This is a genomic window from Curvibacter sp. EU05-FHT14A10 (assembly GCF_058791075.1).
Genome location: NZ_JBYTDE010000018.1, coordinates 1 through 25,530 on the forward strand (window position 1 = coordinate 1; position 25,530 = coordinate 25,530).

Below are 25,530 nucleotides of genomic sequence, written 5' to 3' on the forward strand. Positions count from 1 at the left end.
GCCCTGACTTCGGGTCGCCTTTCTTTGCTTACTTTCTTTGGCGAAGCAAAGAAAGTGAGGCGGCCGCCGGGCCGCAATCCCGGCCTCCGCCCTCAAACAAAGAGCAGAAGGAAGAAAGCGCACCGAAGGGCAGACGCCAAACATCAACAGTCCCTCACCTTCCAAGATAAACCTCAATCACCCGCTCATCCGCCTGCACCTGATCCAGCGTGCCCTGCGCCAACACCGACCCATCGCACAGCACCGTGACGATGTCAGAGATGGTCCGGATGAAGCTCATGTCGTGCTCCACCACCATCAGCGAATGCTTGCCCTTCAGCGTGAGGAACAGCTCGGCCGTGCGGGCGGTCTCTTCGTCGGTCATGCCGGCCACGGGTTCGTCGAGCAGCAGCAGCTTGGGGTCTTGCATCAGCAACATGCCGATCTCAAGCCATTGCTTCTGGCCGTGGCTCAGGTTGCCCGAGAGCCGGCTCACCGAATCGGCCAGGTGGATGGTGTGAAGCACTTCGGCCAGGCGGTCTTTCTGGGCCGAGTCGAGCTTGAAGAACATCGAGGCCCGCACGCCCTTGTGGGTCTTGAGCGCCAGCTCCAGGTTCTCGAACACCGTCAGGTGCTCGAACACCGTGGGCTTCTGGAACTTGCGCCCGATGCCCAACTGGGCGATCTCGGCTTCGCGGTAGCGCAGCAGGTCGATGGTGCTGCCGAAAAACACCTTGCCCACATCGGGCCGGGTCTTGCCGGTGATGATGTCCATCATCGTGGTCTTGCCGGCGCCATTGGGCCCGATGATGCAGCGCAACTCGCCGGGAGCGATGTCCAGCGACAGCTTGTTGATGGCCTTGAAGCCATCAAAGCTCACGCTCACATCCTCCAGGTACAGGATGCGGCCGTGGCTCACGTCCACCTCACCGGGCACCATGACGCGGCCAAAGCCGGCCGTGCGGCCCCCCGATTCGGTGTTGTTCTTGCCGCTTTCCAGGGCGGCCATGCGGGCTTCGACGCGGCGAGCGCCCTGTTCCAACAGATCTGGCGTCATTTGGCGCCCCCTTCACGAATCTTCTTCACCAGGCCCACCACCCCATGCGGCAGGTACAGGGTCACCGCAATGAACAGCGCCCCCAGGAAATACAGCCAGAACTCGGGCGCCGTCACGGTCAGCCAGCTTTTGGCACCATTGACGATGAAGGCCCCGATCACCGGCCCGATCAGGGTGGCACGCCCTCCCACCGCAGCCCACACGGCCATCTCGATCGAGGCGGCGGTGCTCATCTCGCTGGGGTTGATGATGCCCACCTGGGGCACATACAGGGCCCCGGCCACACCGCACATCACGGCCGACAGCGTCCAGATGGTCAGCTTGTAGGGCAGCGGGTTGTAGCCCGAGAACATGACCCGGCTCTCGGCGTCGCGGATGGCCTGCAGCACACGGCCGAACTTGCTGCGAATCAGCCAGCGCGCCATCAGGAAGAAGCCCAGCAGCGTGAGCCCGGTCAGCACGAACAGCGTCATGCGCATGCTGGGGGTGGCGATCGGCAGGCCGAGGATGCGCTTGAAATCGGTGAAGCCGTTGTTGCCGCCAAAGCCGGTTTCGTTGCGGAAAAACAGCAGCATGGCCGCAAAGGTCAGGGCCTGGGTGATGATCGAGAAGTACACCCCCTTGATGCGCGAGCGGAAGGCGAAGAAGCCGAACACCAACGCCACCAGGCCGGGCACCAGCACGATCAGCAGCAGGGTGGCCACAAAGCTGTCGGACAGCGCCCAATGCCAGGGCAGGGCCTTCCAGTCAAGGAACACCATGAAGTCGGGCAGGTCGCTCTTGTAGTTGCCGTCGCGGCCGATCTGGCGCATCAGGTACATGCCCATCACATAGCCGCCCAGTGCAAAGAACAGGCCGTGGCCCAGGCTCAGGATGCCGGTGTAGCCCCAGATCAGGTCCATGGCCAGGGCCACGATGGCGTAGCACATGATCTTGCCGACCAGGGCCACGGCGTAGTCGCTGAGGTGCAGGGCACTGTCGACCGGCACCAGCAGATTCAGAGCGGGCGCCACGGCGCAGACCACGATCAGGGCCAGCAGGAAGGCGCCCCAACCGGCGCCGGTCAGCAAAGGCGCTGGCGCCGGCAGGGTGAAGGATGAGGAGGTGCGTGAAGAGGGGGTCATGCTCATGGTCATGGAGTTCGCTCCTGGTTCAGGCTTCGGCGGAGCGGCCCTTCATCGCGAAGATGCCTTGCGGGCGCTTCTGGATGAAGACGATGATGAACACCAGCACCGCGATCTTGGCCAGCACGGCCCCGGCGATGCCTTCGAGGAATTTGTTCAGGATGCCCAGGCCCAGCGCGGCGTAAACGGTGCCGGCCAATTGGCCCACCCCGCCCAGCACCACCACCATGAACGAGTCCACGATGTAGCCCTGGCCCAGGTCAGGCCCCACATTGCCCACCTGGCTGAGCGCACAGCCGGCCAGACCGGCAATGCCCGAGCCCAGTGCGAAGGCATAGGTGTCGATGCGGGCCGTGTTGACGCCCATGCATGAGGCGATCGGACGGTTCTGCGTGACGCCGCGCACAAACAGGCCCAGGCGGGTCTTGCCGATCAGGAAGGCCATGCCCAGCAGCACGGCGGCGGCAAAGGCGATGATGATGATGCGGTTCCAGGGCAGTTGCAGATTGCCCATGAGCACCACGCCACCACTCATCCAGCTGGGGTTTTCCACGCCCACGTTCTGGGCACCGAAGACCGAACGCACCAACTGCATCAGCATCAGGCTGATGCCCCAGGTGGCCAGCAGGGTTTCGAGCGGGCGACCGTACAGGAAACGCAGCACGCTGCGCTCCAGCGCGGCGCCCATCAGGGCCGAGGCAGCAAAAGAGACCGGCACCGCAGCCAGCAGGTACCAATCGAAGGCGCCGGGCAGGTACTTCTGGAACAGGCCCTGCACCACATAGGTGGCGTAGGCACCAATCATCATCAGCTCGCCATGCGCCATGTTGATGACGCCCATCAGCCCGTAGGTGATGGCCAGCCCCAGGGCCACCAGCAGCAGGATGGAGCCCAGGCTGATGCCCGAAAACAGCGCGCCCAGGCGGTCACTCCAGACCAGCGAGGCCTCGATCTTCTGCAGCGAAACCTGGATCACGCCCTTGACCTCGGGGTCGGCCTCGTCTTTCAGACGCTCCACCAGCACGGTCTTGGTGCTGGCATTGTGGCTGTCGCCCAGCAGGCGGGCCGCCTCCAGGCGCTTGGCCCGGTCTGCGCTGCCCAGCAGGATGCGGGCACGCACCAGGGTCAGCTGCTCTTTCAGGCTGGCCACGCTTTCGGCGGCCAGTGCTTTTTCAATCAGGGGCAGGCGGGCTTCGTCGGTTTCCGCCTCCAGGGTCTTGAGGGCCTCGCGGCGCAGTTTCTCGTCGGGCGAGAGCAGCTTGAGGCCGGCCAGCGCGGCATCAAGCTCAGCGCGCATGCGGTTGTTGTTGATGACGTCTTCGGCATCGTCGGGCACGGCGCTTTCAGCGCCGGTGGTGGGGTCGATGGCCTTGCCATCGCGTACCAGCCAGACCTGCACGGACTTGTCGCCCGCCTTGATCTTGACGGCGTCGTCGGCCAGGGCCTGGATCAGGGCCACGGTTTTTTCGTCGGGGTTGGCCGTGGCCTTGGCCAGGGCTTCGATGCGGGCGTCGGTGTCGCCAGCGGCCAGCGCCTGGGCCAGTGCGGGCTCCAGGGCATGGGCCTGCAGGCTGGTCAGCACGGCAGCAAGTAAGAGGAGAAATCGGGTCAGCATGGCGCCTCGGCAATCAGGTTCGGGCGCCGCACCCGGCCGCATGGCCGGCGCGGCGCCCCGGGGACCTGCAAGGCGGGTTGCAGGTCGGTCTAAGACCTTGAACACGCGCTGAGCAGGGTCGGTGGTCAACCCTGCATCAGGCCTCGTCAGGTCCTTACTTCTTTTCAGGCTCGTCGGCCTTCTTGTCGTTGCCTTCGATGTAGGGGCTCCAGGGCTTGGCCTTGACCGGGCCCGGGGTCTTCCAGACCACGTTGAACTGGCCGTCAGCCTTCACTTCGCCGATGAACACCGACTTGTGCAGGTGGTGGTTCTTCTCATCCATCTTGGACACGATGCCGCTCGGGGCCTTGAAGGTCTGGCCGGCCATGGCGGCAATCACCTTGTCAACATCGGTGCTCTTGGCCTTTTCGACGGCCTGCTTCCACATGTTGATGCCGATGTAGGTGGCTTCCATCGGGTCGTTGGTCAGCGGCTTGTCCTTGTGGCCAGCCACGTTGTGGGCCTTGGCGTAGGCGCTCCACTTCTTGATGAACTCGTCGTTGGTCGGGTTCTTGATCGACATGAAGTAATTCCAGGCGGCCAGGTGGCCCACCAGCGGCTTGGTGTCCACGCCGCGCAGCTCTTCTTCACCCACCGAGAAGGCCACCACCGGCACGTCCTTGGCCTTCAGGCCGGCGTTGCCCAGTTCCTTGTAGAAAGGCACGTTCGAGTCGCCATTGATGGTGGACACCACGGCCGTCTTGCCGCCCTGGCTGAACTTCTTGATGTCGGCCACGATGGTCTGGTAGTCAGAGTGGCCGAAGGGGGTGTACTTCTCGTCGATGTCGGATTCCTTCACGCCCTTGCTCTTCAGGTAGGCGCGCAGGATCTTGTTGGTGGTACGGGGGTACACATAGTCGGTGCCCAGCAGCACCCAACGCTTGGCCGCACCGCCATCCTTGCTCATCAGGTAGTCGACCGCAGGAATGGCTTGCTGGTTGGGCGCAGCACCGGTGTAGAACACGTTCTTGCTCAGTTCCTCACCTTCATATTGCACGGGGTAGAACAGCAGGCCGTTGAGTTCTTCCACCACCGGCAGCACCGACTTGCGGCTCACCGAGGTCCAGCAGCCGAAGATCACAGCCACCTTGTCCTGGGTCAGCAGCTGCTTGGTCTTCTCGGCAAACAGCGGCCAGTTGGAGGCCGGGTCCACCACCACGGGCTCAAGCTTCTTGCCCATCACACCACCCTTGGCGTTGATTTCTTCAATCGCCATCAGCACGGTGTCTTTCAACACGGTTTCAGAAATGGCCATGGTGCCCGACAGGCTGTGCAGCACGCCGACCTTGATGGTGTCTTCGGCGGCGTGGGCCGGGATGGCGCTGATGCCCGCCAGCGCGACGGCGGCGGTGAGGGCCTTGAGGGTGAAGCGACGTTGCATGAGGGGACTCCGGTTGAGGTTGGATCGTTGCGTCACTGCGGCGGGTGCCTGGGAAATCAGTGACGACGGATGTGATCGTAGGAACCGGGGCGCGATGCGGAAATACGCCGGGTGGCGTATGCGGCGCTACAAGGTCGAACCGGATCTGCCCGGGCCTCCTGGATACAACGTGGCGTCAGCCCAACAGCTTCCACCCTGAAATCACTCCGTGAGCTACATCAAAGCAACCGTCTGTCGAACTGATGGGGCCCAAACACTTCATAATGTTTGAAGCCGTTTTTGCCAGATTCATCAGTAAAGCTTGTCCCGAGCCAACCCCGTCGCCCCACCACTTCTCAAGCGATCCATGCGCTGCCAGCAACCGTGACCACCACTGCATTCCAGCGACTTGATCGGTGGATCTACCGGGGCCTGTTTGGCTTCTCGGCCTATCTGTTGCCGGTCGCGATTGCCCTGTTTTCTCTCTGGGCGATGTGGGTCTGGCCTTCAGCGCACCCTGAGGTGGAGGGCCACCGGCTGAGCTTCAAGGCCCAACTTCAAGAGCCCGCGACATCAGACCCTCTGAAGGCAGATCGCCAACTGGCAAAGGCCCCCAGCTTCGAATTCTTCGATACCCGACTGTCCGAAAATCCGGTCTGGTTCCAGTTCAGCCTGCATCGAAAAGAAAATGAGAGAAATGAAACTGTTGAGTTTCCATCTCGCCATTTGATAAGCCTGGCATGTTGGGACCGCCTTGACATGCGATCCGTCGGACAGGCCACACGTGAACAACTTCAAGGTGATCTGATCGCCTCCCGCAGGGCCTTTGCCTACCCCGTGCCCGAGGGGCGAGCCGATCTCGAACTGACCTGCCAGGCCCAGTTCATCGGCCCTGCCCGGCTCACGGTGGAGCTGTGGAAGAACGCCGATCTGGCCATCGCGGCCCGATCCTACGAACGCAACTCAGGCCTGCTCGACGGAGGCCTGATCGTGCTGTCCGTGTTCGTCCTGATCACGGCCTTGATCAATCGCAACAGCACCTACCTGCTGTTCGCCATCTGGCTGACCATCAACCTTCGCATGGCGGCCTTGTCAGCGGGCTGGGACACCCAATGGCTGGACATGACCATCCCGGCGGAATGGATCCAGCGTGTCAGGCTGATCACGGTGGCCCTGATCTATGTGGTCACCGTCACGCTGTACAAGAGTCTGTTCAAGGAACATCTGGAGGAGGTCGATGGGTCGTGGCTGATGCGATTCACGCAATGGTCGTGTCCCCCTGTCCTGGCGTGCTCGTTGTTTCTGGGCTTCCCAACCTTTCTACCCATGCTCTGGGTCTGCGCCACCATCACTTGTGCGACGCTGGTGTTCTACTTGCTCAGGATCCTGCTGTCCACGAGGTCCACGGTAGCCGCCTGGTACGGAGCCTCCATTGCAGTGATGCTGGCATCCAGCCTGTATGAAGTCATCGCCGCAGCCTTGGGCTACAAGTCCCTGATCGGCTCGGTCAACAGCGTCACGGCAGCGCTGTCGTCCAGCCTGCTGGCCTCTCTGGCCATCGCAGCCCAGATGCGTGATGAGCACACCCGTCGACTGCAGGCTCAGGCCAAACTGCAACAGACCTATGAGGCACTACCCATCGGCCTGTTCACGCTGGACAGCCACGGCGCGTTTCTGAGTGCCAATCCGACGTTGATCTCGGCCCTGGGCCCCGCGGTGCTGGCCCCTGGCAGCAACCGCTGGGACCAGTATTTCGGCCCGGACTCCTGGCTGCGCCTGCAGCACATGCTCAACGCCCGGGTGAATGCCGAAATCGAGGTCCAGAGCACCCGCGACCGGCGCAGTGACAACGCCAGCAAATTTTTGGTCAAGGCGACCCTGGCGGGCGAGCACATCGAAGGTTCGCTGGAAGACATCACCGAGCGCTCGCGGGCCACCGCCCACCTTCAGTTCCTGGCGCATCACGACGCACTGACCAAGGCCTTGAACCGAACTGCCATCCAGGATGTGTTGGAAGAAGCCGTCTGGAACACCCGGCCAGGCGCATCGCTGGCACTGGCCTACCTGGATCTGGACCGATTCAAGCTGATCAACCACTTGTATGGGCACGCTGCTGGCGACGAGGTGCTGCGCCAGGTCGTGAGCCGAGTCACCCACCTGCTGTCCAACGAGATGTCGATCGGCCGGGTCGGCGGTGACGAGTTCCTGGTCACCATGCCTCAGACACGCATTGCACACGCCACTCTGCTGTGCCAGGGCATCATCAACAGCATCAGCAGCCGCCCCTACAAGGTGGGCGACCGCAGTTTTCACGTGCGCGGCTCCATCGGCCTGATCGAGGTACAGCTCGGTACCGAATCAAAGGACGCGATCTCCACCGCCGACCGGGCCTGTCGTGACGCCAAGGCAAGCCATGGCAATCACCTGGTGGTTTTTGAAAAGAACTCGCCCCTGTTCCAGGAACATCAGGCAGAGATGCGCCTGGTGGAGCAGCTCTCGGCCACCGGTGAAGCGCCCGAGGGGCTGTTCCTGGAAATGCAGCCCATCATGTCGCTGGATGCCCCGTTCAAATCGCTGAATTTTGAAGTTCTGCTCAGGATGCGCGACAGCAAGGGACAGCTCACACCGACCTCACGCTTGATTGCAGCGGCCGAGTTCAGCGGCCGCATGGGCGTGATCGATCGTTGGGTGCTCTCGCAGACGCTGAGCTGGATCGAGGCCAACCAGAGTCGGCTGACGCAGACCCTGTTCGTCTGCATGAACCTCAGCGGCGCTTCGCTCAATGACGAGCGCTTTGTGCAGGAGGTCTTCCAGATGCTCCAGCGCCATGCGACCATCGTCAATAGCCTGTGCCTGGAGATCACCGAAAGCGTCGCCCTGCACGACCTGGAGAACACCCGGCGCTTTGTCGACCGGGTGCGCAGCCTGGGCGCCAAGGTGGCGCTGGACGACTTCGGGGCCGGCTACACCTCGTTCTCGTACTTGCGAGATCTGCCGGCCGATCTGCTCAAGATCGACGGCAATTTCATCGTCAACATGAACCAGCACCCGGCCAATGTGGCCATCGTCGAGGCCATCGTCAGCCTGGCGCGCAACCTCGGGATGAAGACCATCGCCGAGTGGGCCGAAGACCCGGCCACAGTGCAAACGCTGGCCGACATCGGGGTGGATTACGTGCAAGGCTTCATCATCTCGAAATCACGCGATCCGAACGACATGTTGCAAGGAGATGCCTCGGCCGACTTCATTCAGGACGAGGGCTTGAAGGCCATGGTCGCGGGCCTGGAAGAGCAGCGCAAACTGCCATCCGACCTGATCCCACCCGGCTCACTGGGCCGCAAGATGAACCTCGGCAGTTGAGCGCCGCACTGACATGGGCTGCAGCGCCGGCCTCACAACAGCCGCTTCCTGTTCAATCTCAATGTCCGGGTGACAGGTATGAAAGAAGAAATCGTACAGCGGGTGCTGTGAAGCACGCCACAGGGGCTCCACGTCCGCCACTTTCAGGGACATCACCCGGTGGGGCAGATTGCCCGCATGTTTCAGCGGCACACAACCCAACTCAGGAAAGACATCGGAAAACAGCAGGCGCTTGTACTGGCGATCAATTGGCGGGCGTCCGGCAATCACCATGCAGTCCACCTGAGACTGCACACAATACAGATAGAAGGCCTTGAACAGGACGGTCTTGACCAGGTGGCCGGCCACCCCATCCTTGATGCCCAGGCGCACGGCCTCAGCCAGGCGACGCCGGTGCAGCCATTCAGGCAAGCGCACCGACTGCTCCAGCGGCAGCGCATCGTTCCGGTTGGTCTGGATGCGCATGGTGCCCAAAGGTGAGCCATCAAGCCGTGACTCGGCCAGCAGGACCACGGCGTCCGAGTTGAAATCGGACAACTCAGGCTGCCTCAGTTGCTCGGCAAACACCGGCAGGTGCCGTGCATAGGCGGCGTGACGCACAGCCACGGCTTTGGCCAGCTCGTCTTCCGTGCGCACCAGCCGCACCGTGAAGGGCAGATGTTGCACCGTCGTCGCAGTCGCGCCTTCGGGCACCGGATCGATGCCGGCAACCCTGGGGTCGGGAACGATGATGTCTGAAACGGGAAACGAGCTCATCACTGCAGCCATGTAGGCCTCCTGTGGTAACGGGTGGGGGTGGGGGTGGGAGTTAAAACGCTCGCATCCACTCTAGAGTGGAACCTCTATCCGCAAGCCCCCGAAAACGGCTAGGAAACCGCGCTTATTCACTGGAAGAACAAAATTGACATAAATCAAAATGCCGGCGTCATGGCGTCTCGCGCATAACCCTCTGCATATCCGGCATGAACGGCACGGCATAACCCGCCTCACGGCGTGCATAACCCTTGGCGACTGATCAGCACCGGGCGTACCGTAGAGGCTCTGTTCACCCAAGCGAGATCCGCATGAATCAGCCCCTCTCCTATGTCCACCCCACCGCCAACAGCCCCTGGGGAACCTACCTGTCTCAAGTCGACCGCGTGCTGCCTTATCTCGGCCCCCTGGCTCGCTGGTCGGAAACCCTGAAGCGCCCCAAGCGCGCTCTGATCGTGGACGTGCCCATCGAGATGGATGACGGCCGCATCGCCCATTTCGAGGGCTATCGCGTGCAGCACAACCTGTCGCGTGGCCCGGGCAAAGGGGGCGTGCGTTTCCACCCCGATGTGACACTGGAAGAAGTGATGGCCCTGTCGGCCTGGATGACCGTGAAGTGCGCGGCCGTCAACCTGCCCTACGGCGGCGCCAAGGGCGGCATCCGCGTCGACCCCAAGCAGCTGTCGCAGCAAGAGCTTGAAAAGGTCACCCGCCGCTACACCAGCGAGATCGGCGTGATCATCGGCCCGCAACAAGACATTCCGGCCCCCGACGTCAACACCAACGCCCAGATCATGGCCTGGATGATGGATACCTACTCGATGAACACCGGCACCACCGCCACCGGCGTGGTCACGGGCAAGCCCATCCACCTGGGTGGCTCGCTGGGCCGGGTCAAGGCCACCGGCCGTGGCGTGTTCGTGACGGGTCGCGAAGCCGCCCGCCGCCTGGGACTGAACCTGCAGGGTGCACGCATCGCCGTGCAAGGCTTTGGCAACGTGGGCTCGGTGGCCGCTGAACTGTTTGCCGAGGCTGGCGCCAAGATCGTGGCGGTGCAAGATCACACCGGCACCATCTACAACCCCAACGGCTTCGATCTGAGTCAGTTGCTGCCACAGTCCCGTACCCGCGGCGTGGCCGGCTTTGCTGGCGGCGAGGCGATTGCCGACGAAGAGTTCTGGGATCTGCCGGTGGACATCCTGATCCCGGCGGCCCTGGAGGGCCAGATCACCGCAGCCCGGGCCCAGCGCCTCAAGGCCCGCCTGGTGCTCGAAGGCGCCAACGGGCCCACCGTGCCCGAAGCGGACGACATCCTGGCCAGCCGGGGCGTGCTGGTGGTGCCCGACGTGATCTGCAATGCCGGCGGCGTCACCGTGAGTTACTTCGAGTGGGTGCAGGATTTCTCCAGCTTCTTCTGGGACGAGGACGAGATCAACCAGCGCCTGGACCGCATCATGGGCAATGCCCTGCAGCAGATCTGGGACACGGCCGACCGCCACAAGATCACGCTGCGCACCGCCACCTTTGCCGTGGCCTGCGAACGCATCTTGACCGCCCGTCAGGAACGCGGCCTCTACCCCTGAGCCCACGCGGCCCCCACGCTGCCACGCCCTGGCGGCAGCGCCAGCGCACGTGGCATTCAGGGTCATGGGGCGGGTTCAGGGCAACTGGACCCGATCCTTCAGCCGCGCCAGGTCTTTGATGATGATGCGGTTGTAGGTGGCGTCCAGAATGCCTTGCTCGATCAAGAGGCCCAATTCGCGGTTGATGGTCTGGCGCGACACCCCCAGCATGGCCGCCAGGTCATGCTGCGACAAGCGCACCCGCAGGGCCAGGCCTTCAGACTCGGCCACGCCATAAAAGTCCACCAGGCGCAGCAGGGTCACCACCAAGCGCTGCGGAATACCACTCAAGACCTGTTCGTGCAGCGCCTGCAAGCTGTAACGCTGGCGCTGCAGGCCCAGCCGGGCCACCTCGCGCCACAGCTGGGGCTGCTCGGCCAGCACCGACAGCACCGCGTCGCAAGCCAGGTGAACAATCAACGAATCCTCATGGGCGTGGTAGTCGTAAGGCAGGGGTTCGTCCTCAAGCAGACGCACCAAGGGGGCCAGATGGCCAGGCCCCAGCAGCCCATGCACATACTTGCGGCCCTCGGCATCCACGCAACCCACCTCCAGACAGCCTGACACCACGGCCAGCAGATCCCGGGCGTGGCGGTCATGCGCCAACACCTGGGTGCGCCGGTGGTAGGTGCGCAGACGGGCCTCTTTGGCGAGACGGCGCCTGGCCTCGTCAGGCCAAGGGCTGAACAGCTCGTTCCAGCGCAGAGATCGTTCGATCAGTTCAAGCTCACTGCCTGGCGCTGACTGCCTGGCGAGGGGCAGCAAGGGCATCGGTTCGAGAGTCATGGGGGGCTTTCCGGCGCCCATCCCGGCGCCATGTGAGGGTCTCTGTCGGCGCACTGACAGATTTGCGGCATCGAACTTTTCATCATAGGTCTACCCCTTCTGCGCCCGATCGCCCCGGCGCAGACAGCTTCATTGACGGTAGCTCTCTACGGACAGAACAGATGCGCCCTCTGCTCGACTTGCCATGCCCCAGGGCCGCCATGTGCGCAGGCCTGCTGCCCCTGCTTTGGGCGGCCTCTGCCTGCGCCTGGGGTCAGACCGAAAGCAGCGCCGCAGCGCTCAGCCTGAACGTGGTGCTGGACGCCTACCTGGCGCGGGTCCGGGCCGGGCCGATGTCCGGCACCGCCCTGGCGGAGGGCGGACACAACGCCTCGCTGATCGCCCTGCGGGGCGCGGAGCCGCTGGGTGAGGGGCTGAGCAGCCGATTTCAACTCGAGGCAGGCCTGTCGCCCACCTCAGGCGCCGGGGCTGCACCAGGCGGGGGGCTGCAGTTCAACCGGGTGGCGTCTCTGGGCCTGACCGGCCCCTGGGGCCAGATCGACATGGGCCGCCAATACACCCCCATGTTCCTGGCCGTGTTCGGGCACGACCCCTTCGGGCTCAATGCCGTGTTCTCGCCCCTGCACCTGATGGGCAGCCTCGATGCGCAAGCCAGCCAACAAGCCTTTGCGGCCCGCGGCAACGGCCTTCTGCGCTACCGAAGCCCCAGCGTGACCGGCCAGCCCTGGGCGCTTGACCTGGCCTGGGCCTCGGGCGTCGGCGCCAGCTCGGGTGCCGGCAGCGGCCTGCGCGGCGCCGCCCTGTCGTGGCAGCCAGGCCCGCTGTCGCTGTCCTATGCGCGGCAGCAGGCCGCCAACCCAGCCCCGCTTGGCGGCCACAGCCAGCATCAGGCCCTGAGCGCCTCCTGGCGACAGCCCGGGCGCAGCCTGCACGCCCACCTCATGCACCTGGGCAACAGCCAGCCCGGGCAGGCCTCGGCGCGCCTGCTCGCGCTGGGGCTGCAGCAGGGCCTGGGCCCCCACAGCACCGCCTTGATCGAAGCGGTCTGGCGCCGGGTCGAGCACAGCCCGCGCACCCAGCAGGCCCTGAGCCTGGGCCTGGACTACCACCTGGCGCCGCGCACCCGCCTGTACGCCCGCTGGATGGTTTTGAACAACCGCGCCGATGCCTCGGCCACCCTGGGCGGGGTCAGCATCCCGCTCGACAGCGGCCACGACCTGCGGCTGCTGGGGCTGGGCCTGCGGCAAGACTTTTGAACCCGCCCCCCGCATCCTCACCAACCCTCGGCGCCGCGCCCCGCCCCTCACCGAAAGCCCCCATGCCCCTGAACTTCGACTTCTCCCTGGCGCCCCCCGAAGCCGTCACCCCGCAAGTCAGCCTGGCCCGGGCCATCGGCCTGGGAGCCACCCTGTTTGCCTACCCCCTGGTAGAAATCTACCGTACCTGCACGCTGCAGACCCAGGTTCCGTCGCCCACCCGGCGTGACATCAACACACTGATCCACATCAACCACCCCGCCACGGCACAACAGCGCGACGTGGTGACGCCGGCCCATGACCTGCTCTACACCAATGCCTGGCTGTCGCTGACCGATGGCCCGCTGGGCCTCAGCGTGCCGGCTTCGGCGGCCCACCCGGGCCGCTACTTCGTGCTGGCGCTGTACGACGCCTACACCGAGAACTTCATGAACCTGGGCCCGCTCAACTGCGCCCCTGAAGGCGAAACCGTCTGGCTGCTGGGGCCCGACGGCGGGGCGGTGCCGGACGGCGCCCGCACCGTGCCCTGCCCCACCCGGCTGGTGTGGCTGATCGCCCGAGTGCTGGTGCGCGACGGTGAAGACCTGGCGGCGGCCCAGGCCTTGCAATCGGACATCCGTCTGCACACCGACAGCCCACTGGCCCACATGCCCTGGGCGGTGGCCCGCTGGCAAGGCCCGACCACCGGCGTGATGCACGCCCTGCGCAAGCCTTCGGTACGGGGTGAAGACCTGGCTCCAGGCTTCTTCACCCATTTCTGCCAAGCCCTGCACGAGGCCCCGGGCCGGCCACAAGACCAGAATCTGCTGCGCTGGATCACCCAGGCCGGTTTGCGCGCCAACCCCCGGTTCGACTGGAATACCCTGGCCCCCTGGTGCCGCGAAGGCCTGGCCCAGGGCTTTGCCGAAGCCATCCGATTGCTGGACGGCATGCCTCAAAGCCACGGCACCCAGCCCTGGCGTACCAGCACGGTGATCGGTCGCTATGGCAGCGATTACCTGGCTCGCGCCCTCACCGCCTGCATGGGCCTGGGGGCCCTCAGCCCCGACGAGGCGGTCTATGCCACGAGCCATTTCAGCAGCGACCTGCGCCCGCTTCATGGCCAGCGCCGCTACACCCTGCGTTTCGAGCCCGGTCACTGGCCACCGGCGGATGCGTTCTGGTCGGTCACGCTGTACGACGCTGACCGTTTTCTGTACGACAACCCCTTGGGGCGCCATGCTGCCGGTGACCGCAGCCCCTGGCTGCGACCCGAACCCGACGGCAGCCTGCTGATCCACTTTGCACACCAGCCTCCTGCCGGAACGTCCCACTGGTTGCCCACCCCCGCCGGCCCGTTCTACCTGGTCATGCGCCTGTACCACCCCCGCCCAGAAGCCAGGCACTGGATCGCTCCGGCGCTGCAGGCCCTGCCCGACTGACATCCTCTTGATGCCCCTATCTTGTGCCGGAGATCACCATGACCCGCCTGATCCAACGCAGCCTTTCACCCCCTCTTTCACCCCCTCTTTCACAGCCCCCTGCCTCGGCAACATGGGCCGCACGGCTGCGCAGCGGTGCCGTCGGCGCGCTCACCCTGCTGGGGCTGGCAACCCAGGCGGTGGCCGCTGATGCCAGCCCGAGCTACCCGCTACGGCCCGTGACCCTGATCGTGCCCACCAGCGCGGGCGGCGGCACCGATGCCGTGGCCCGGGTGCTGGCCGACGCGCTGGGCCAGGCACTGCACCAAGCCTTTGTGGTCGACAACCGCCCCGGGGCCAACGGCCTGCTGGGCAACGCCCTGGCGGCCCGTGCGGCGCCCGACGGCTACCACCTGCTGTTCACCTACGCGGCCACCATGGTGGTCAACCCCTTGCTGTACAAAAAGCCCGGCTACGACCCCTTGCGCGACTTCGAGCCCGTGATGCAGATCGGCCGGGGTGGCACCTTGCTGGTGGTGTCTGCCCGCCTGCCCGTGCACACGGTGGCCGAGTTCCTGGCCTATGCACGGGCCCACCCCCAACAGCTGAGCTACTGCTCATGGGGCCAGGGGTCGGGCGGTCACCTGGCCATGGCCAGCCTGATGCAAGACACCGGGCTCGACCTGGTGCACGTGCCCTACAAAGGCAGTGCGGCCTGTGTCAACGACCTGCTCGCCGGCCAGGTGAGCGCAGCCTTCGCCGACGCTTCGCTGGCGCTCGAACTGGTGCGCCAGGGCCGCCTGCGGGCCCTGGCCCTGAGCGCCGAAGTCCGCATGCCCACCCTGCCCCAGGTCCCCACGCTGACCGAATCGGGCTACCCCTTCACGGCCTATTCGTGGCTGGGCCTGTTTGCACCGGCCGGCACGCCGGCGGCCATCATCAACCAGCTCAACAGCAGCCTGAACCAGGCCTTCCAGAACCCCGCCGTGCGCCAGCGCCTGGCCCAACTGCAACTGACCGAGCTGCCCCCCATCACCCCCGCCGAGTTCCGCACCACCCTGACGCAAGACATGGCCGAGTGGCGCCGACTGGTGCTCAAACTCGGTCTGAAGGCCGAGTGAATCAGGCCACAAGGCACGACCTGCCCAGGCAGCCGCACCAGAGGTCAGAGCCAAGGGCCCAACTGCACACTGCGGCCGGATGGCTCCTCGTAACCTGCCTGTTTTGAAAGGCTTTCGATGCCCCAGGCCCTCCCTGCACCCGACCTGGGTGCCCAGCCAGCCCACCCGCACACCGAAGCCCGCCAGCGTCAGGTGCAAAGCCAACTCGATTTCGGTGACCAAGGCGATTTCGACGATGCCCGGCGCGGCTTCATCGGCACGGTCGAGCACGCGCTGGTGCCGCGTGCCAAGGGGGCGCCGGTCTGGAACCTCGCCCCCTATGCCTTCCTCGATCAGGCCAGCGCGCCCCCCAGCGTCAACCCCAGTCTGTGGCGCCAGGCCCGGCTGAACCACCTGCACGGCTTGTTCGAGGTCGCCCCCCGCATCTACCAGGTGCGGGGTTTCGACCTGGCCAACATCACCTTCATCGAGGGCGACACCGGCCTGATCGTGATCGACCCCCTGACCTTTGAAGAATCTGCACGGGCCGCACTGGCCCTGTACCGCCAGCACCGCGGCGCCCGACCGGTGCGCGCCGTGATCTACAGCCACAGCCACATCGACCACTACGGCGGGGTGCGCGGCGTGCTCGATGAGGCCGAAGTGCTGGCCGGCAGGGTGCCGGTGATTGCCCCCGACAAGTTCATGGAAGAAGTGGTGTCCGAGAACATCCTGGCAGGCGTGCCCATGCGACGACGCGCGCAGTTCCAATTTGGCACCACACTGCCCCCCGGTGTGCGGTCGCACGTGGACAGTGGCCTGGGCAAGGCCGTGGGCCAAGGCACAGCCGGCCTGATTCCGCCCACCCTCAGCATCAGCACCTCGGGCCAGCGACAGTTCATTGACGGCATCGAGATCGAGTTTCAGCTCACGCCGGGCACCGAGGCCCCGGCCGAGATGAACCTGTATTTTCCGGGTCTGCGCGCCCTCAACACCGCCGAGAACGCCTGCCACACGCTGCACAACCTGTGCCCCTTGCGCGGCGCCAAGACCCGCGACGCCCTGGCCTGGGCGCGCTACCTTGACGAGGCCCTCGACCGCTATGCCGGCCAGGTGGACGTGGTGTTTGCCCAGCACCACTGGCCAGTGTGGGGCGCCGAACGGGTCAACACCTTCATGACCGAGCAGCGCGACCTGTACCGCTATCTGCACGACCAGACCCTGCGCCTGATGGCACACGGCCTGACCGCACTCGAGATTGCAGAGCAACTGCTGGTGCCCCAGGGACTGGACAAAAAATGGCATACCCGGGGCTACTACGGGGCCGTGGTGCACAACGTGCAGGCCATTTACGCCCACTACATGGGGCCCTACGACGGCAACCCGGCCCACCTGAACCCACTGCCCCCGACCGAAGCCGGGGCCCGTTACATCGAGTACATGGGGGGCATGGACGCCGTGCTGGCGCGGGCCCGCAGCGACTACCAGCAAGGCCACTTCCGATGGGTGGTGCAGGTGATGAACCACGCTGTCTTTGCCGACCCCAGCCACGCCGAGGCGCGGGCCCTGGCCGCCAACGCGCTCGAACAACTGGGCTACCAGAGCGAATCGGCCACCTGGCGCAACAGCTACCTGTTGGCCGCCCGGGAGTTGCGCCAGGGCAAACCGAAAGCCCAAAGCAGGGTCAGCGGCGCACAGCAGGGCGTGGTGGCGCTGCTGCCCATGACCCACGTGCTGGACCAACTGGCCATCCGCATCAAGGGCCCGGCAGTGGCGCACCTGCAGGCCCGAATCGACTGGCTGCTGCTGGACGAAGGCAGCGAGCACCGACTGACCCTCAGCCACGGGGCCTTGAGCCATCGCCCGGGCCGCCATGGCGCCGCGGCCACGGCCACCCTGCGCTGCCGGCGGGCCGCCCTGTCGCGGGCCCTGGCCAGTGCCGACGGTCTGGCCAACGCCATCGACGACGGATCCATCGAAGTCAGTGGCGACGTGGCCCTGGTGCGGGCGCTGTTCGGCGACCTGGACCGCTTCGATCCGGCGTTTGCCGTGGCCGAGCCCTGAAGGCACCGGCCTCGTCAGGCGGGGCTGGGGCCCTTACCCCTCAAACTGGGGGTGCAACTGCCGGATGCGGTTCATGGCCATGCCGGCCGCCGCGGTGCGGGTTTCGACGCCGAGCTTGGCGTACACCCGCTCCAGGTGCTTTTTCACGGTGGCCGGGCTGGCCCCCAGGATGTCACCGATGTCGCGGTTGATCTTGCCCTTGACCACCCAGTAGAGCACCTCGGCCTCGCGCGCCGTGAGCTTGAAGCTCAGGCTCATGGCCTCGATCACCGCGTCGTCCGACACCTCCTGCATCACGATCAGCCAGTCACCACCGCCCTCGCTGTCGCCGGTCTGCTGGTGCAGGCGGAAGGTGAGCCGGCGCGGGCCCTGGTCGTGATTCAGGCGCGGCGGCTCGATGCTGGCCTGGGCGTCAGGCAGGTGGCGCCTCAGCCAGCTCACCACCGGCTCCGGCGTGACCGGTGCCGCCGTGCCAAAGTAACGCATCAGCAGATCACGCGCCAACGGGGTCTGCCACATCAGCCGCCCATCGCTCACCCGCACCGTGATGCTGGCGTAGCCAAAGGCATCGAGGGCATTGCGCGCCTGCCCCGCCTGCCGCGCCGCCTGGCGCGCCTGGCGAGCGCCCTGCAGGTGCACGCTCATGCGGGCCAGCACCTCCTTGGGCTTGATGGGCTTGGTCACGTAGTCCACCCCACCGCTCTCCAGCGCCGCCACCAGGTGCTCGGTCTCGGTGAGCCCGGTCATGAAAATGATGGGGATGTGCGCCGTGCGGGGCTCGGCCTTCAGGCGGCGGGCCACTTCAAAGCCATCCATGCCCGGCATCATGGCGTCCAGCAGCACCACATCCGGCAGGGCCTGGCTGGCGCGTTGCAGCGCGGCCTCGCCCGAAGTGGCCACCAGCACGGTGTAGCCCGACTCGTCCAGCGCGTCGTGCAGCATGGCCAGGTTGTCGGGCACGTCGTCCACCACCAGCACCACATCGCTGTTGGCACGGTCCAGGGTCTGATCGTAAGAGGGCGCGTTCATGGTGGCGGGGTCGGGCGGGCGGGCTCTGAAGCAGAAGAGGTCGATTGTGCCGTGATGGCCTCGGCCAGCGCTTCAAACTGGAAGCCCCGCGCCAGCGGGCGCAAACCCTCGACCCAGGCCGCACAGGTGGGCTCGTGGCGTTCGATGTCGGCCAGGGCGTTCATCACGCCGCGGTAGTAGCCCAGCGTCACGGCCTCCAGCAACACCTTCAGGCGAGGCTCGCTCGGACGGGCACCGGCGTCGGGCGGGAGCTCCGTGAGGGGCTCGGCCTCCACGGCCATCTGGGCCGGCTTGGCCTCGTCCGAAGCGTCCTGGGCCTGGCCCGGCCCCTGCCAAACCAGGCCCAGGCGCCGTTCCAGCCAGTCGAGCAGCTCGCTGTGGCGCACAGGCTTGACCAGAAAATCCTCAGGCGCAATGGCCACGTCGTTCTCCAGGCCCTTGTCGAAGGCATTGGCCGACACGATGGCCACCTGGGCCCGGGTATGGCCCGCGGCACGCAGGCGGCGCACGGTCTCCCAACCATCGATGCCGGGCATGGCCAGGTCCATGAACACCGCATCGGGCGCGTAGCCGGCGGCCAGCAGGTCCAGCGCATCGTGGCCGCTGGCGGCGGTGCGCAACTCAAACCCCAGGGGCTGCAGCAGTTGCACCAGCAGTTCGCGGTCGGGCTCTTCGTTGTCCACCACCAGCAGGCGCCGGCGCGGTCCCAGGTATCCGGAGCGCTGCGCTGCGGCTGGCGCCTGGGCCGGCGGGTGCTGCAGGGCGCTGTCGTGCACCTCGGGCAAAAACAGCCGTACCCGGAACACCGAGCCCTGGCCGGGCGTGCTGTCCACCGACAACTCGCCGCCCATGAGGTCGGTCAGCATCTTGGCGATGGTCAGGCCCAGGCCGGCCCCGCCCGAGCCGGCACTGGCCGTGGTGCCACGCGCAAAAGGCTCGAAGATGCGCTGCAACTCGGCCGCGCTCATGCCCGGTCCAGTGTCATGCACCTCCAGCGTGGCCATTTCGCGGCCGTGGCGCACCCGGAACGTGACCTGACCGCGGGCCGTGAACTTGATCGCATTGCCCAGCAGGTTGATCAGGATCTGGCGCAGGCGCTTTTCGTCGGCGCGCACCACCTCGGGCAACTCGCCCTGGGCCTCGAACTGGAAGCGCAGGCCCTTGGCCGCCGCCTGCAGCTCGAACAGGCCCGCCACGTCGTGCACGAAGTCGGCAAAGCGCATGGGGCGGACCTCCAGCGTCATCTTGCCGGACTCGATGCGCGCCACATCCAGCGTGCCCTCGATCAGGGTCAGCAGGTGTTCGCCGCCGCGTCGGATCACGTTCACCGCCTGCCTGCGGTGCGGCGGCACGCCGGGGTCCTCGCCCATCAGCTGGGCATAGCCCAGGATGCTGTTGAGTGGCGTGCGCAGCTCATGGCTGATGGCGCTGATGTAGCGGCTCTTGGCCTGATTGGCCTGGTCGGCCTGCTGGCGCGCCCGCTCGGCCACCTGGCGTGCGGTCTGCAGGGCCTCGTCGGTCTGGCGGTGCAGCTCGATCTCGCGCATCAGCAGGCGGGTCTGGCGGTTCGACTCCTCCTGCGCCACCTGGCGGCTTTTGTGCGCCAGCACCAACCACCAGGCCACGATGCCCGCAATCACCAGCATGGCCATGTAGGCCTTGAGAAAGCCGGTGCGCAGCGACAGCTGCCCCAGCGGCTCGGCCGGCAGCATGTCGCCCAGGGTGCGCAACTCCTGGTGGTAGAGCAGGCCGAACACCGTGGCCAGCAGCGGCACGATGATCAGCATCAGCAACAGAAAATGGCCCAGCCCGGTGTCCAGGTAGGGCCAGATGCGACGCGGCAGCAGCCAGCGCAAGGCCCCCGACCACTGGGCCGACAGGCTGGCGTGGGGCTTGCACAGATCACCACAGCGCGCGTCCAGCGTGCAGCACAGCGAGCAGATCGGCCCGCGGTAGGCTGGGCAATGGGCCATGTCGGGGGCCTCGTACTCGCTCTCGCAGATCACGCAGCGGCGCAGGGCGGTGCTGGGGTCGGCCCCCGCCACAGGGGGGGCCTCGCTGTGGCGGGCGATGTAGTAGCGCCCCCCGGTCAACCAGGCCAGCAGTGGCGAGGTCAGCAGGGCCGTGCCCAAGGCGATCAGGGCCGAGAAGGCCTGGGCCAAGGGCCCGAACAGCCCCAGGTGGGCGCTCACCGACAGGGCCGAGGCCAGGGCCATGGCCCCCACCCCCACCGGGTTGATGTCGTACAGATGCGCCCGCTTGAACTCGATGCCCGGCGGGCTCAGGCCCAGGGGCTTGTTGATCACCAGATCGGCCACCACCGTCATCATCCAGGCGATGGCGATGTTCGAGTACAGCCCCAGCACATCGCCCAGGGCCTCGAACACATTCATCTCCATCAGCATGAAGGCGATCAGGGTGTTGAACACCACCCACACCACCCGCCCCGGGTGGCTGTGGGTGACGCGCGAAAAGAAGTTGGACCACGCCAGCGACCCCGCATAGGCGTTGGTCACGTTGATCTTGAGCTGCGACAGCACCACGAAGATGGCCGTCGCCGCCACCGCCCAGCCATAGCGCGGAAACACATACTCATAGGCGGCCAGGTACATCTGGTTGGGGTCCACCGCCCGGTCGGGCGGCACCATGTGGGTGATGGCCAGGTAGGCCAGCAGGGCCCCGCCCAGCATCTTGGCCACGCCCACCAAGACCCAGCCCGGCCCGCCGGCCAGCACGCCCGCCCACCACCGCCCCGGGTGCGCCGGGTCGGGCCGGGGCATGAAGCGCAGGTAGTCGGCCTGCTCGCCCATCTGGGTGATCAGCGCAATCCCCACCGTCGATGCCGCACCAAACAGGTGCAAATCAAAGCCCGCAAAATCCCGCCCCTCACCACCGTAGTGCGTGATGCCGGCAAACGCACCAGGATCGCGCAGCAGCACCGCCACAAAGGGCACCACCAGCATCACGATCCACAGCGGTTGGGTCCAGACCTGAAGGCGGCTGATCACCGACACCCCGTGCGTCACCAGCGGAATCACCACCAGCGCACACACCAGGTAGCCCCAGGACGGCGGGATGCCCAGCGCCAGCTCCAGCGCATAGGCCATGACGGCCGCCTCCAGTGCAAAAAAGATGAAGGTGAACGAGGCATAAATCAGCGAGGTCAGCGTCGACCCGATGTAGCCAAAACCCGCGCCACGGGTCAGCAAGTCCATGTCCACGCCGTAGCGCGCCGCGTACACGCTGATGGGCAGGCCGGCCAGAAAGATCACCAGGCCGGTGGCCAGAATGGCCCACAGGGCGTTCTCGAAGCCATACTGAACCAGCAAGGTGGCGCCCACGGCCTCCAGGATCAGGAACGAGGCGGCCCCGAAGGCGGTGTTGGCCACCCGGAAGATCGACCAGCGCCGAAAGCGCTGCGGCGCAAAGCGCAAGGCGTAGTCCTCCAGCGTCTCGCGCACCACCCAGCTGTTGTAATCGCGGCGGATCTTGACCACCTGCTGCGGCGCGCCGGCATCGGCGCTCACGGGCGCGTCGACGTCCGGCCCGGCCGAGAGCAAGGCGGTCTGGCCCAATGGGCCACCTGGCCCGCTGGGGCCACTTGAACCGCTCTGCCCGATGGGTCTTTCGGATGCCCTCATGCGTGCTGAACTCCTTGGTCTGATCCTGTCGCGGGCCTCCGGGTACCGCCCCGGTCCCCTGCCATGCCCCAGAGCGGTGCAGCATTCATGCCATGCGCCGCGAAACGCTCGCATCCCTGCGATCTGCCAGGTTTTTTTGCATCGAGCGGGAACTTGTGCGCTGCAGCGAACACAATCCAGCGTGTTCCCACTCCAGAAAACCGGCTCTTCCCCGTTCACCATGCGTCTGCTTCTGCTTTGCCTGCTCTCAGTGCTGCTGCTCGGCTCGACCCTGCTGCAGAGCGAGAACACGGCCTGGGCAGGCGAGCCCGAGCTGCTGCAAGGGGATGTGCTGCTGGTGACCTCGCCCTGCGAGGTGATGGCCGACGAGCCAGACACGCTGGACGAAGAGCTGCGCACGGCCGTGCGCCTGTACCAACCCCCGGTCACCAACGACGACCGCACCGAAATGTTCTGGGCGCCCGAAGAGCCCCACCTGGACACCCCTCTCCACACCAGCGCCCCCGCGCTCTTCTCGGTGCGGCTGAGCAGCGTCTGCCCCCGGCCCCTGCTGCGCCCGCCACGCCTGGCCGCCTGAGGCCCGCGCCCGCCTGACGGCCCGGCGCCACCCTCCCCCCCTCCCTGTCGACTGACATCGCCTGCCGATCCGGCCGCCGCTGACGCGAGCGCCGGACCCGCAACGCCTGAGCGCGTTGCGCACGCACGGCCCCAGGCTTGGCGCCTGTGGGCCGGCCCACCCGCTTTTCTTCACGGCCCTGTGCCGCCCAAGCCATGCACGCTTTTGATTCTTCCCTGCCACGGCGCCTGCCCAGACTGGCGCTGCTCACCGCAGCCCTGTCGCTGGGCAGCATCGCCCCCCATCTGGTCCAGGCCCAGACAATGCCCACGCCCAGCCACCGCACAGACGCCACGCCGGTGATGAGCCTGGAACAACTCACCCGACGGGTGCTGGAGCACAACCCCGAACTGCTAGCCGCCCTGCAGGCGCGCCAGACCGCCGCCGCCGGCGTCACCAGCGCCGCCGCCCTGCCCAACCCACGGCTGGAGGTGAGCGGCGGCCACAACAGTGCCCGCCTGCCCGCGGCCACACCGGGCCAAGTGCAAACCTGGGCGGTGTCGCAGTTGATCGAAAACCCGGCCCTGCGCAGCGCCCGCCAGGACGCCGCCCGGGCCGGGGTGAAGGGCAGCACCGAACAGGCCGAAATCACGCGCCAGGCCCTGATCGCCCAGGTGCATTTGCGCGCCTACGAAGCCCTGCTGCGCCAGGCCGAAGCCGCCAGCGCCAGCGAATCGCTGGCCTTGCTGGAGCAGGTGCGAGAACGCGTGCGCCTGCGGGTGGACAGCGGCGAGGCCCCGCGCTACGAAATCATCAAGGCCGACGCTGAAATCATCAACGCCCGCCAGCGCCAGCAAAGCGCGGCCCTGCAGGCCGAACAGGCCTTGCTGAGTCTGAACCGCCTGGCCGCCGGCCAGTTGCCCGAGCGCTGGCGACTGCAGGCCTCGCTGGACGATGCACCGACGCTGCCCAGCCTGAGCGCGCTGCGCGCCCAGGCCCATGAGCGCAACCCGGAACTGCGCGCCCTGCAGGCCGAGATCGAGCGCGCCCAGGCCCGCCTGGCCGAGGCCAGGGCCAGCCGCTGGCCCGGGCTGGAACTGCGCTACAGCCAGACCCGTGACCCCGAGATCCGCCAGAACCAGTTGGGGGTGAGTGTGCAGATCCCGCTGCTGGACACGCGCAGCGGCCCCCGTGCCGAGGCCGAATCCGAGCTGTTGCGCCTGCAGGGCCGCCTGGACGGGCGCCGCGCCGAACTGGGCCAGCAGGTGCTGCTGGCCTGGAAATCCCTGGAGCTGGCCCGCGGGCGCACCGAGGCCCTGAGCCAGGGCGCCGTGCGAGAAGCCGAGGCTGCGCTGCGCGTGGCCCAGGCCGCCTACCGCTATGGCGAGCGCGGCATCCTCGATGTGCTGGACGCTCAGCGCGTGCTGCGCAGCGTGCGCGCCGACCTGCTGGATGCGCGCTACCAACAGCAAGTGGCGCGCATCGAACTCGAACTGCTGGCCGGCCGCCACGGCGAGCCCGAGTTCCCCGCCGCCACCACCGCCCCCCCCACGCCGGCCGGCCCGACCGCCACCTCCCACCAGCCCTGACGCCCCCTCTTTCCATGAAACCCATCATGAACGCATTCACGTTCCCTCCCCTGGCCACCCTGAGCACGCTGACATTGGCCTTGCTCTGCGCCTTCACCTTGAGCGCCTGCGGCCCGGCCGACAAGCCCGCACCTGTCGCAGAGGCCCCCGCCACCGACCCGATGGAGGTGCGCGTCAAGCCCGAGATGGCGGTCCAGTTCAAGGTGCAGAAACTGGCCCCGGTCGACCTGGTGCCCACCCAGGACGTGGCCGGCCGCATCGAGGCCAATGACCGCCTGGTGACCCGCATCGGGGCTTCGGTCACCGGCCGGGTGACCGATGTGCTGGCCGAGGTGGGCGACCGCGTCAAGACCGGCCAGGCCCTGGCTCACGTGGCCAGCCCCGAGCTGACCACGGCCCAGTTGGCCTACCTGCGCGCCCACGCCGCCAGCCAATTGGCCGAACGGGCTGTGGAGCGCGCTCGTCAGCTGATCCAGGCCGACGTGATCGGCTCGGCCGAACTGCAGCGCCGCGAATCCGAGCTGAGCATCGCCCGCGCCGAATTGCGCGCCGCCGGCGACCAACTTCAATTGATGGGACTGCCTACGGGCGCCATCGAGCAATTGCGCAGCCAGGGCACGCTGGCGGCCAAGACGGCCGTGGTGGCCACGCTGTCGGGCGTGGTGATTGAACGCCAGGTGAGCCGAGGCCAGGTGGCCCAGCCGGGTGACCCCCTGTTCACCGTGGCCGACCTGGGCAATGTCTGGGTGGTGGGCGGCCTGCCCGAACAGGCGGCACGCTCGGTGCAGCCGGGCCAGGCCGTGGAGATCGAGGTGCCGGCCCTGGGGGCGCAGCGCCTGCGAGGCAAGATCGTCTACGTGGGCGACACCGTCTCGCCGGAGACCCGCACCGTCACCATTCGCACCCAGGTCGACAACGCCCGTCGCGACCTCAAGCCACAGATGCTGGCCACCATGCGCATCGCCGCCGCACCCCAGCAGGTGCTGGCCGTGCCCGCCGCCGCCGTGGTGCGCGAGAACGACCGCGACCACGTGTTCGTGCGCCAGGCCGAGGGCCGCTACCGCCTCATGCCGGTCGAGCTGGGGGCCGCCAGCGGCGCCCAGCGCCCGTTGCTCAAGGGCCTGCCCGAGGGCAGCGAGGTGGTGGTCGAAGGGGCCTTCCACCTGAACAACGAGCGCAAGCGCGCCGAACTGGAGTAAG

The 25,530-nt window shown here is 66.5% G+C and carries 17 protein-coding genes; 9 read left to right on the forward strand and 8 right to left on the reverse strand.

The window, feature by feature from the left end; genetic code table 11:
* Positions 1-154: 154 nt before the first annotated feature.
* The 4 genes from urtD to urtA all read right to left on the reverse strand — a co-directional run bounded on the left by urtD (position 155) and on the right by urtA (position 5,195).
* Positions 155-1,036, reverse strand: coding sequence for an urea ABC transporter ATP-binding protein UrtD (gene urtD, locus AC3WUT_RS25250; RefSeq protein WP_492349823.1), 882 nt, complete (start codon positions 1,034-1,036; stop codon positions 155-157).
* Positions 1,033-2,160 carry an urea ABC transporter permease subunit UrtC gene (urtC, locus tag AC3WUT_RS25255; protein ID WP_492349824.1) on the reverse strand — a complete coding sequence of 376 codons (1,128 nt, stop codon included), beginning with the start codon at positions 2,158-2,160 and terminating at the stop codon, positions 1,033-1,035. The genes urtD and urtC overlap by 4 nt, the downstream gene beginning before the upstream one ends.
* 28 nt (positions 2,161-2,188) lie before the next feature.
* Entirely contained in the window at positions 2,189-3,775 is a 1,587-nt protein-coding gene (gene urtB, locus AC3WUT_RS25260) for an urea ABC transporter permease subunit UrtB (RefSeq protein ID WP_492349825.1), read from the reverse strand.
* 154 nt (positions 3,776-3,929) lie between these two features.
* Positions 3,930-5,195 carry an urea ABC transporter substrate-binding protein gene (urtA, locus tag AC3WUT_RS25265; protein WP_492349826.1) on the reverse strand — a complete coding sequence of 422 codons (1,266 nt, stop codon included), beginning with the start codon at positions 5,193-5,195 and terminating at the stop codon, positions 3,930-3,932.
* A gap of 738 nt (positions 5,196-5,933) precedes the next feature.
* Here urtA and AC3WUT_RS25270 point away from each other — a divergent pair.
* The gene (locus tag AC3WUT_RS25270) at positions 5,934-8,534 is read left to right on the forward strand and encodes an EAL domain-containing protein (protein ID WP_492349827.1); all 2,601 of its coding nucleotides are present in this window, start codon (positions 5,934-5,936) and stop codon (positions 8,532-8,534) included.
* Here AC3WUT_RS25270 and AC3WUT_RS25275 read toward each other — a convergent pair.
* Positions 8,502-9,302: an N-acyl amino acid synthase FeeM domain-containing protein gene (locus AC3WUT_RS25275; RefSeq protein WP_492349828.1), complete on the reverse strand. Its 801-nt coding sequence runs from the start codon at positions 9,300-9,302 to the stop codon at positions 8,502-8,504. The genes AC3WUT_RS25270 and AC3WUT_RS25275 overlap by 33 nt on opposite strands.
* 296 nt (positions 9,303-9,598) lie before the next feature.
* Here AC3WUT_RS25275 and AC3WUT_RS25280 point away from each other — a divergent pair, with 296 nt between their 5' ends.
* Complete coding sequence (locus AC3WUT_RS25280; protein ID WP_492349829.1) at positions 9,599-10,870, forward strand: Glu/Leu/Phe/Val family dehydrogenase; 1,272 nt, start codon at positions 9,599-9,601, stop codon at positions 10,868-10,870.
* A gap of 75 nt (positions 10,871-10,945) precedes the next feature.
* On the opposite strand, the gene AC3WUT_RS25285 is transcribed toward AC3WUT_RS25280, so the two are convergent.
* Positions 10,946-11,695 carry a Crp/Fnr family transcriptional regulator gene (locus AC3WUT_RS25285; RefSeq protein ID WP_492349830.1) on the reverse strand — a complete coding sequence of 250 codons (750 nt, stop codon included), beginning with the start codon at positions 11,693-11,695 and terminating at the stop codon, positions 10,946-10,948.
* A gap of 161 nt (positions 11,696-11,856) precedes the next feature.
* Between AC3WUT_RS25285 and AC3WUT_RS25290 the strand changes: the two genes are divergently transcribed.
* From AC3WUT_RS25290 to AC3WUT_RS25305, 4 genes are all read left to right on the forward strand, one after another.
* Entirely contained in the window at positions 11,857-12,951 is a 1,095-nt protein-coding gene (locus AC3WUT_RS25290) for a porin (RefSeq protein WP_492349831.1), read from the forward strand.
* 62 nt (positions 12,952-13,013) lie between these two features.
* Positions 13,014-14,372 carry a DUF1254 domain-containing protein gene (locus tag AC3WUT_RS25295; protein ID WP_492349832.1) on the forward strand — a complete coding sequence of 453 codons (1,359 nt, stop codon included), beginning with the start codon at positions 13,014-13,016 and terminating at the stop codon, positions 14,370-14,372.
* Between the two features lie 38 nt (positions 14,373-14,410).
* Positions 14,411-15,472 carry a Bug family tripartite tricarboxylate transporter substrate binding protein gene (locus AC3WUT_RS25300; protein WP_492349833.1) on the forward strand — a complete coding sequence of 354 codons (1,062 nt, stop codon included), beginning with the start codon at positions 14,411-14,413 and terminating at the stop codon, positions 15,470-15,472.
* 117 nt (positions 15,473-15,589) lie between these two features.
* Positions 15,590-17,515 carry an alkyl/aryl-sulfatase gene (locus AC3WUT_RS25305; RefSeq protein WP_492349834.1) on the forward strand — a complete coding sequence of 642 codons (1,926 nt, stop codon included), beginning with the start codon at positions 15,590-15,592 and terminating at the stop codon, positions 17,513-17,515.
* Between the two features lie 33 nt (positions 17,516-17,548).
* Here AC3WUT_RS25305 and AC3WUT_RS25310 read toward each other — a convergent pair whose 3' ends face one another.
* Complete coding sequence (locus AC3WUT_RS25310; RefSeq protein WP_027478163.1) at positions 17,549-18,544, reverse strand: response regulator transcription factor; 996 nt, start codon at positions 18,542-18,544, stop codon at positions 17,549-17,551.
* Positions 18,541-22,185: a hybrid sensor histidine kinase/response regulator gene (locus AC3WUT_RS25315; protein ID WP_492349835.1), complete on the reverse strand. Its 3,645-nt coding sequence runs from the start codon at positions 22,183-22,185 to the stop codon at positions 18,541-18,543. The genes AC3WUT_RS25310 and AC3WUT_RS25315 overlap by 4 nt, the downstream gene beginning before the upstream one ends.
* Before the next feature lie 220 nt (positions 22,186-22,405).
* On the opposite strand from AC3WUT_RS25315, the gene AC3WUT_RS25320 reads away from it, so the two are divergent.
* The 3 genes from AC3WUT_RS25320 to AC3WUT_RS25330 all read left to right on the forward strand — a co-directional run bounded on the left by AC3WUT_RS25320 (position 22,406) and on the right by AC3WUT_RS25330 (position 25,529).
* Positions 22,406-22,762, forward strand: a complete 357-nt coding sequence (locus AC3WUT_RS25320) for a hypothetical protein (RefSeq protein WP_492349836.1) — start codon at positions 22,406-22,408, stop codon at positions 22,760-22,762.
* Positions 22,763-22,956: 194 nt separating this feature from the next.
* Positions 22,957-24,330 (forward strand): TolC family protein, encoded by a 1,374-nt coding sequence (locus tag AC3WUT_RS25325; RefSeq protein WP_492349837.1) that lies wholly within the window; start codon positions 22,957-22,959, stop codon positions 24,328-24,330.
* A gap of 26 nt (positions 24,331-24,356) precedes the next feature.
* Positions 24,357-25,529, forward strand: a complete 1,173-nt coding sequence (locus tag AC3WUT_RS25330; RefSeq protein WP_492349838.1) for an efflux RND transporter periplasmic adaptor subunit — start codon at positions 24,357-24,359, stop codon at positions 25,527-25,529.
* Position 25,530 lies beyond the last annotated feature (1 nt).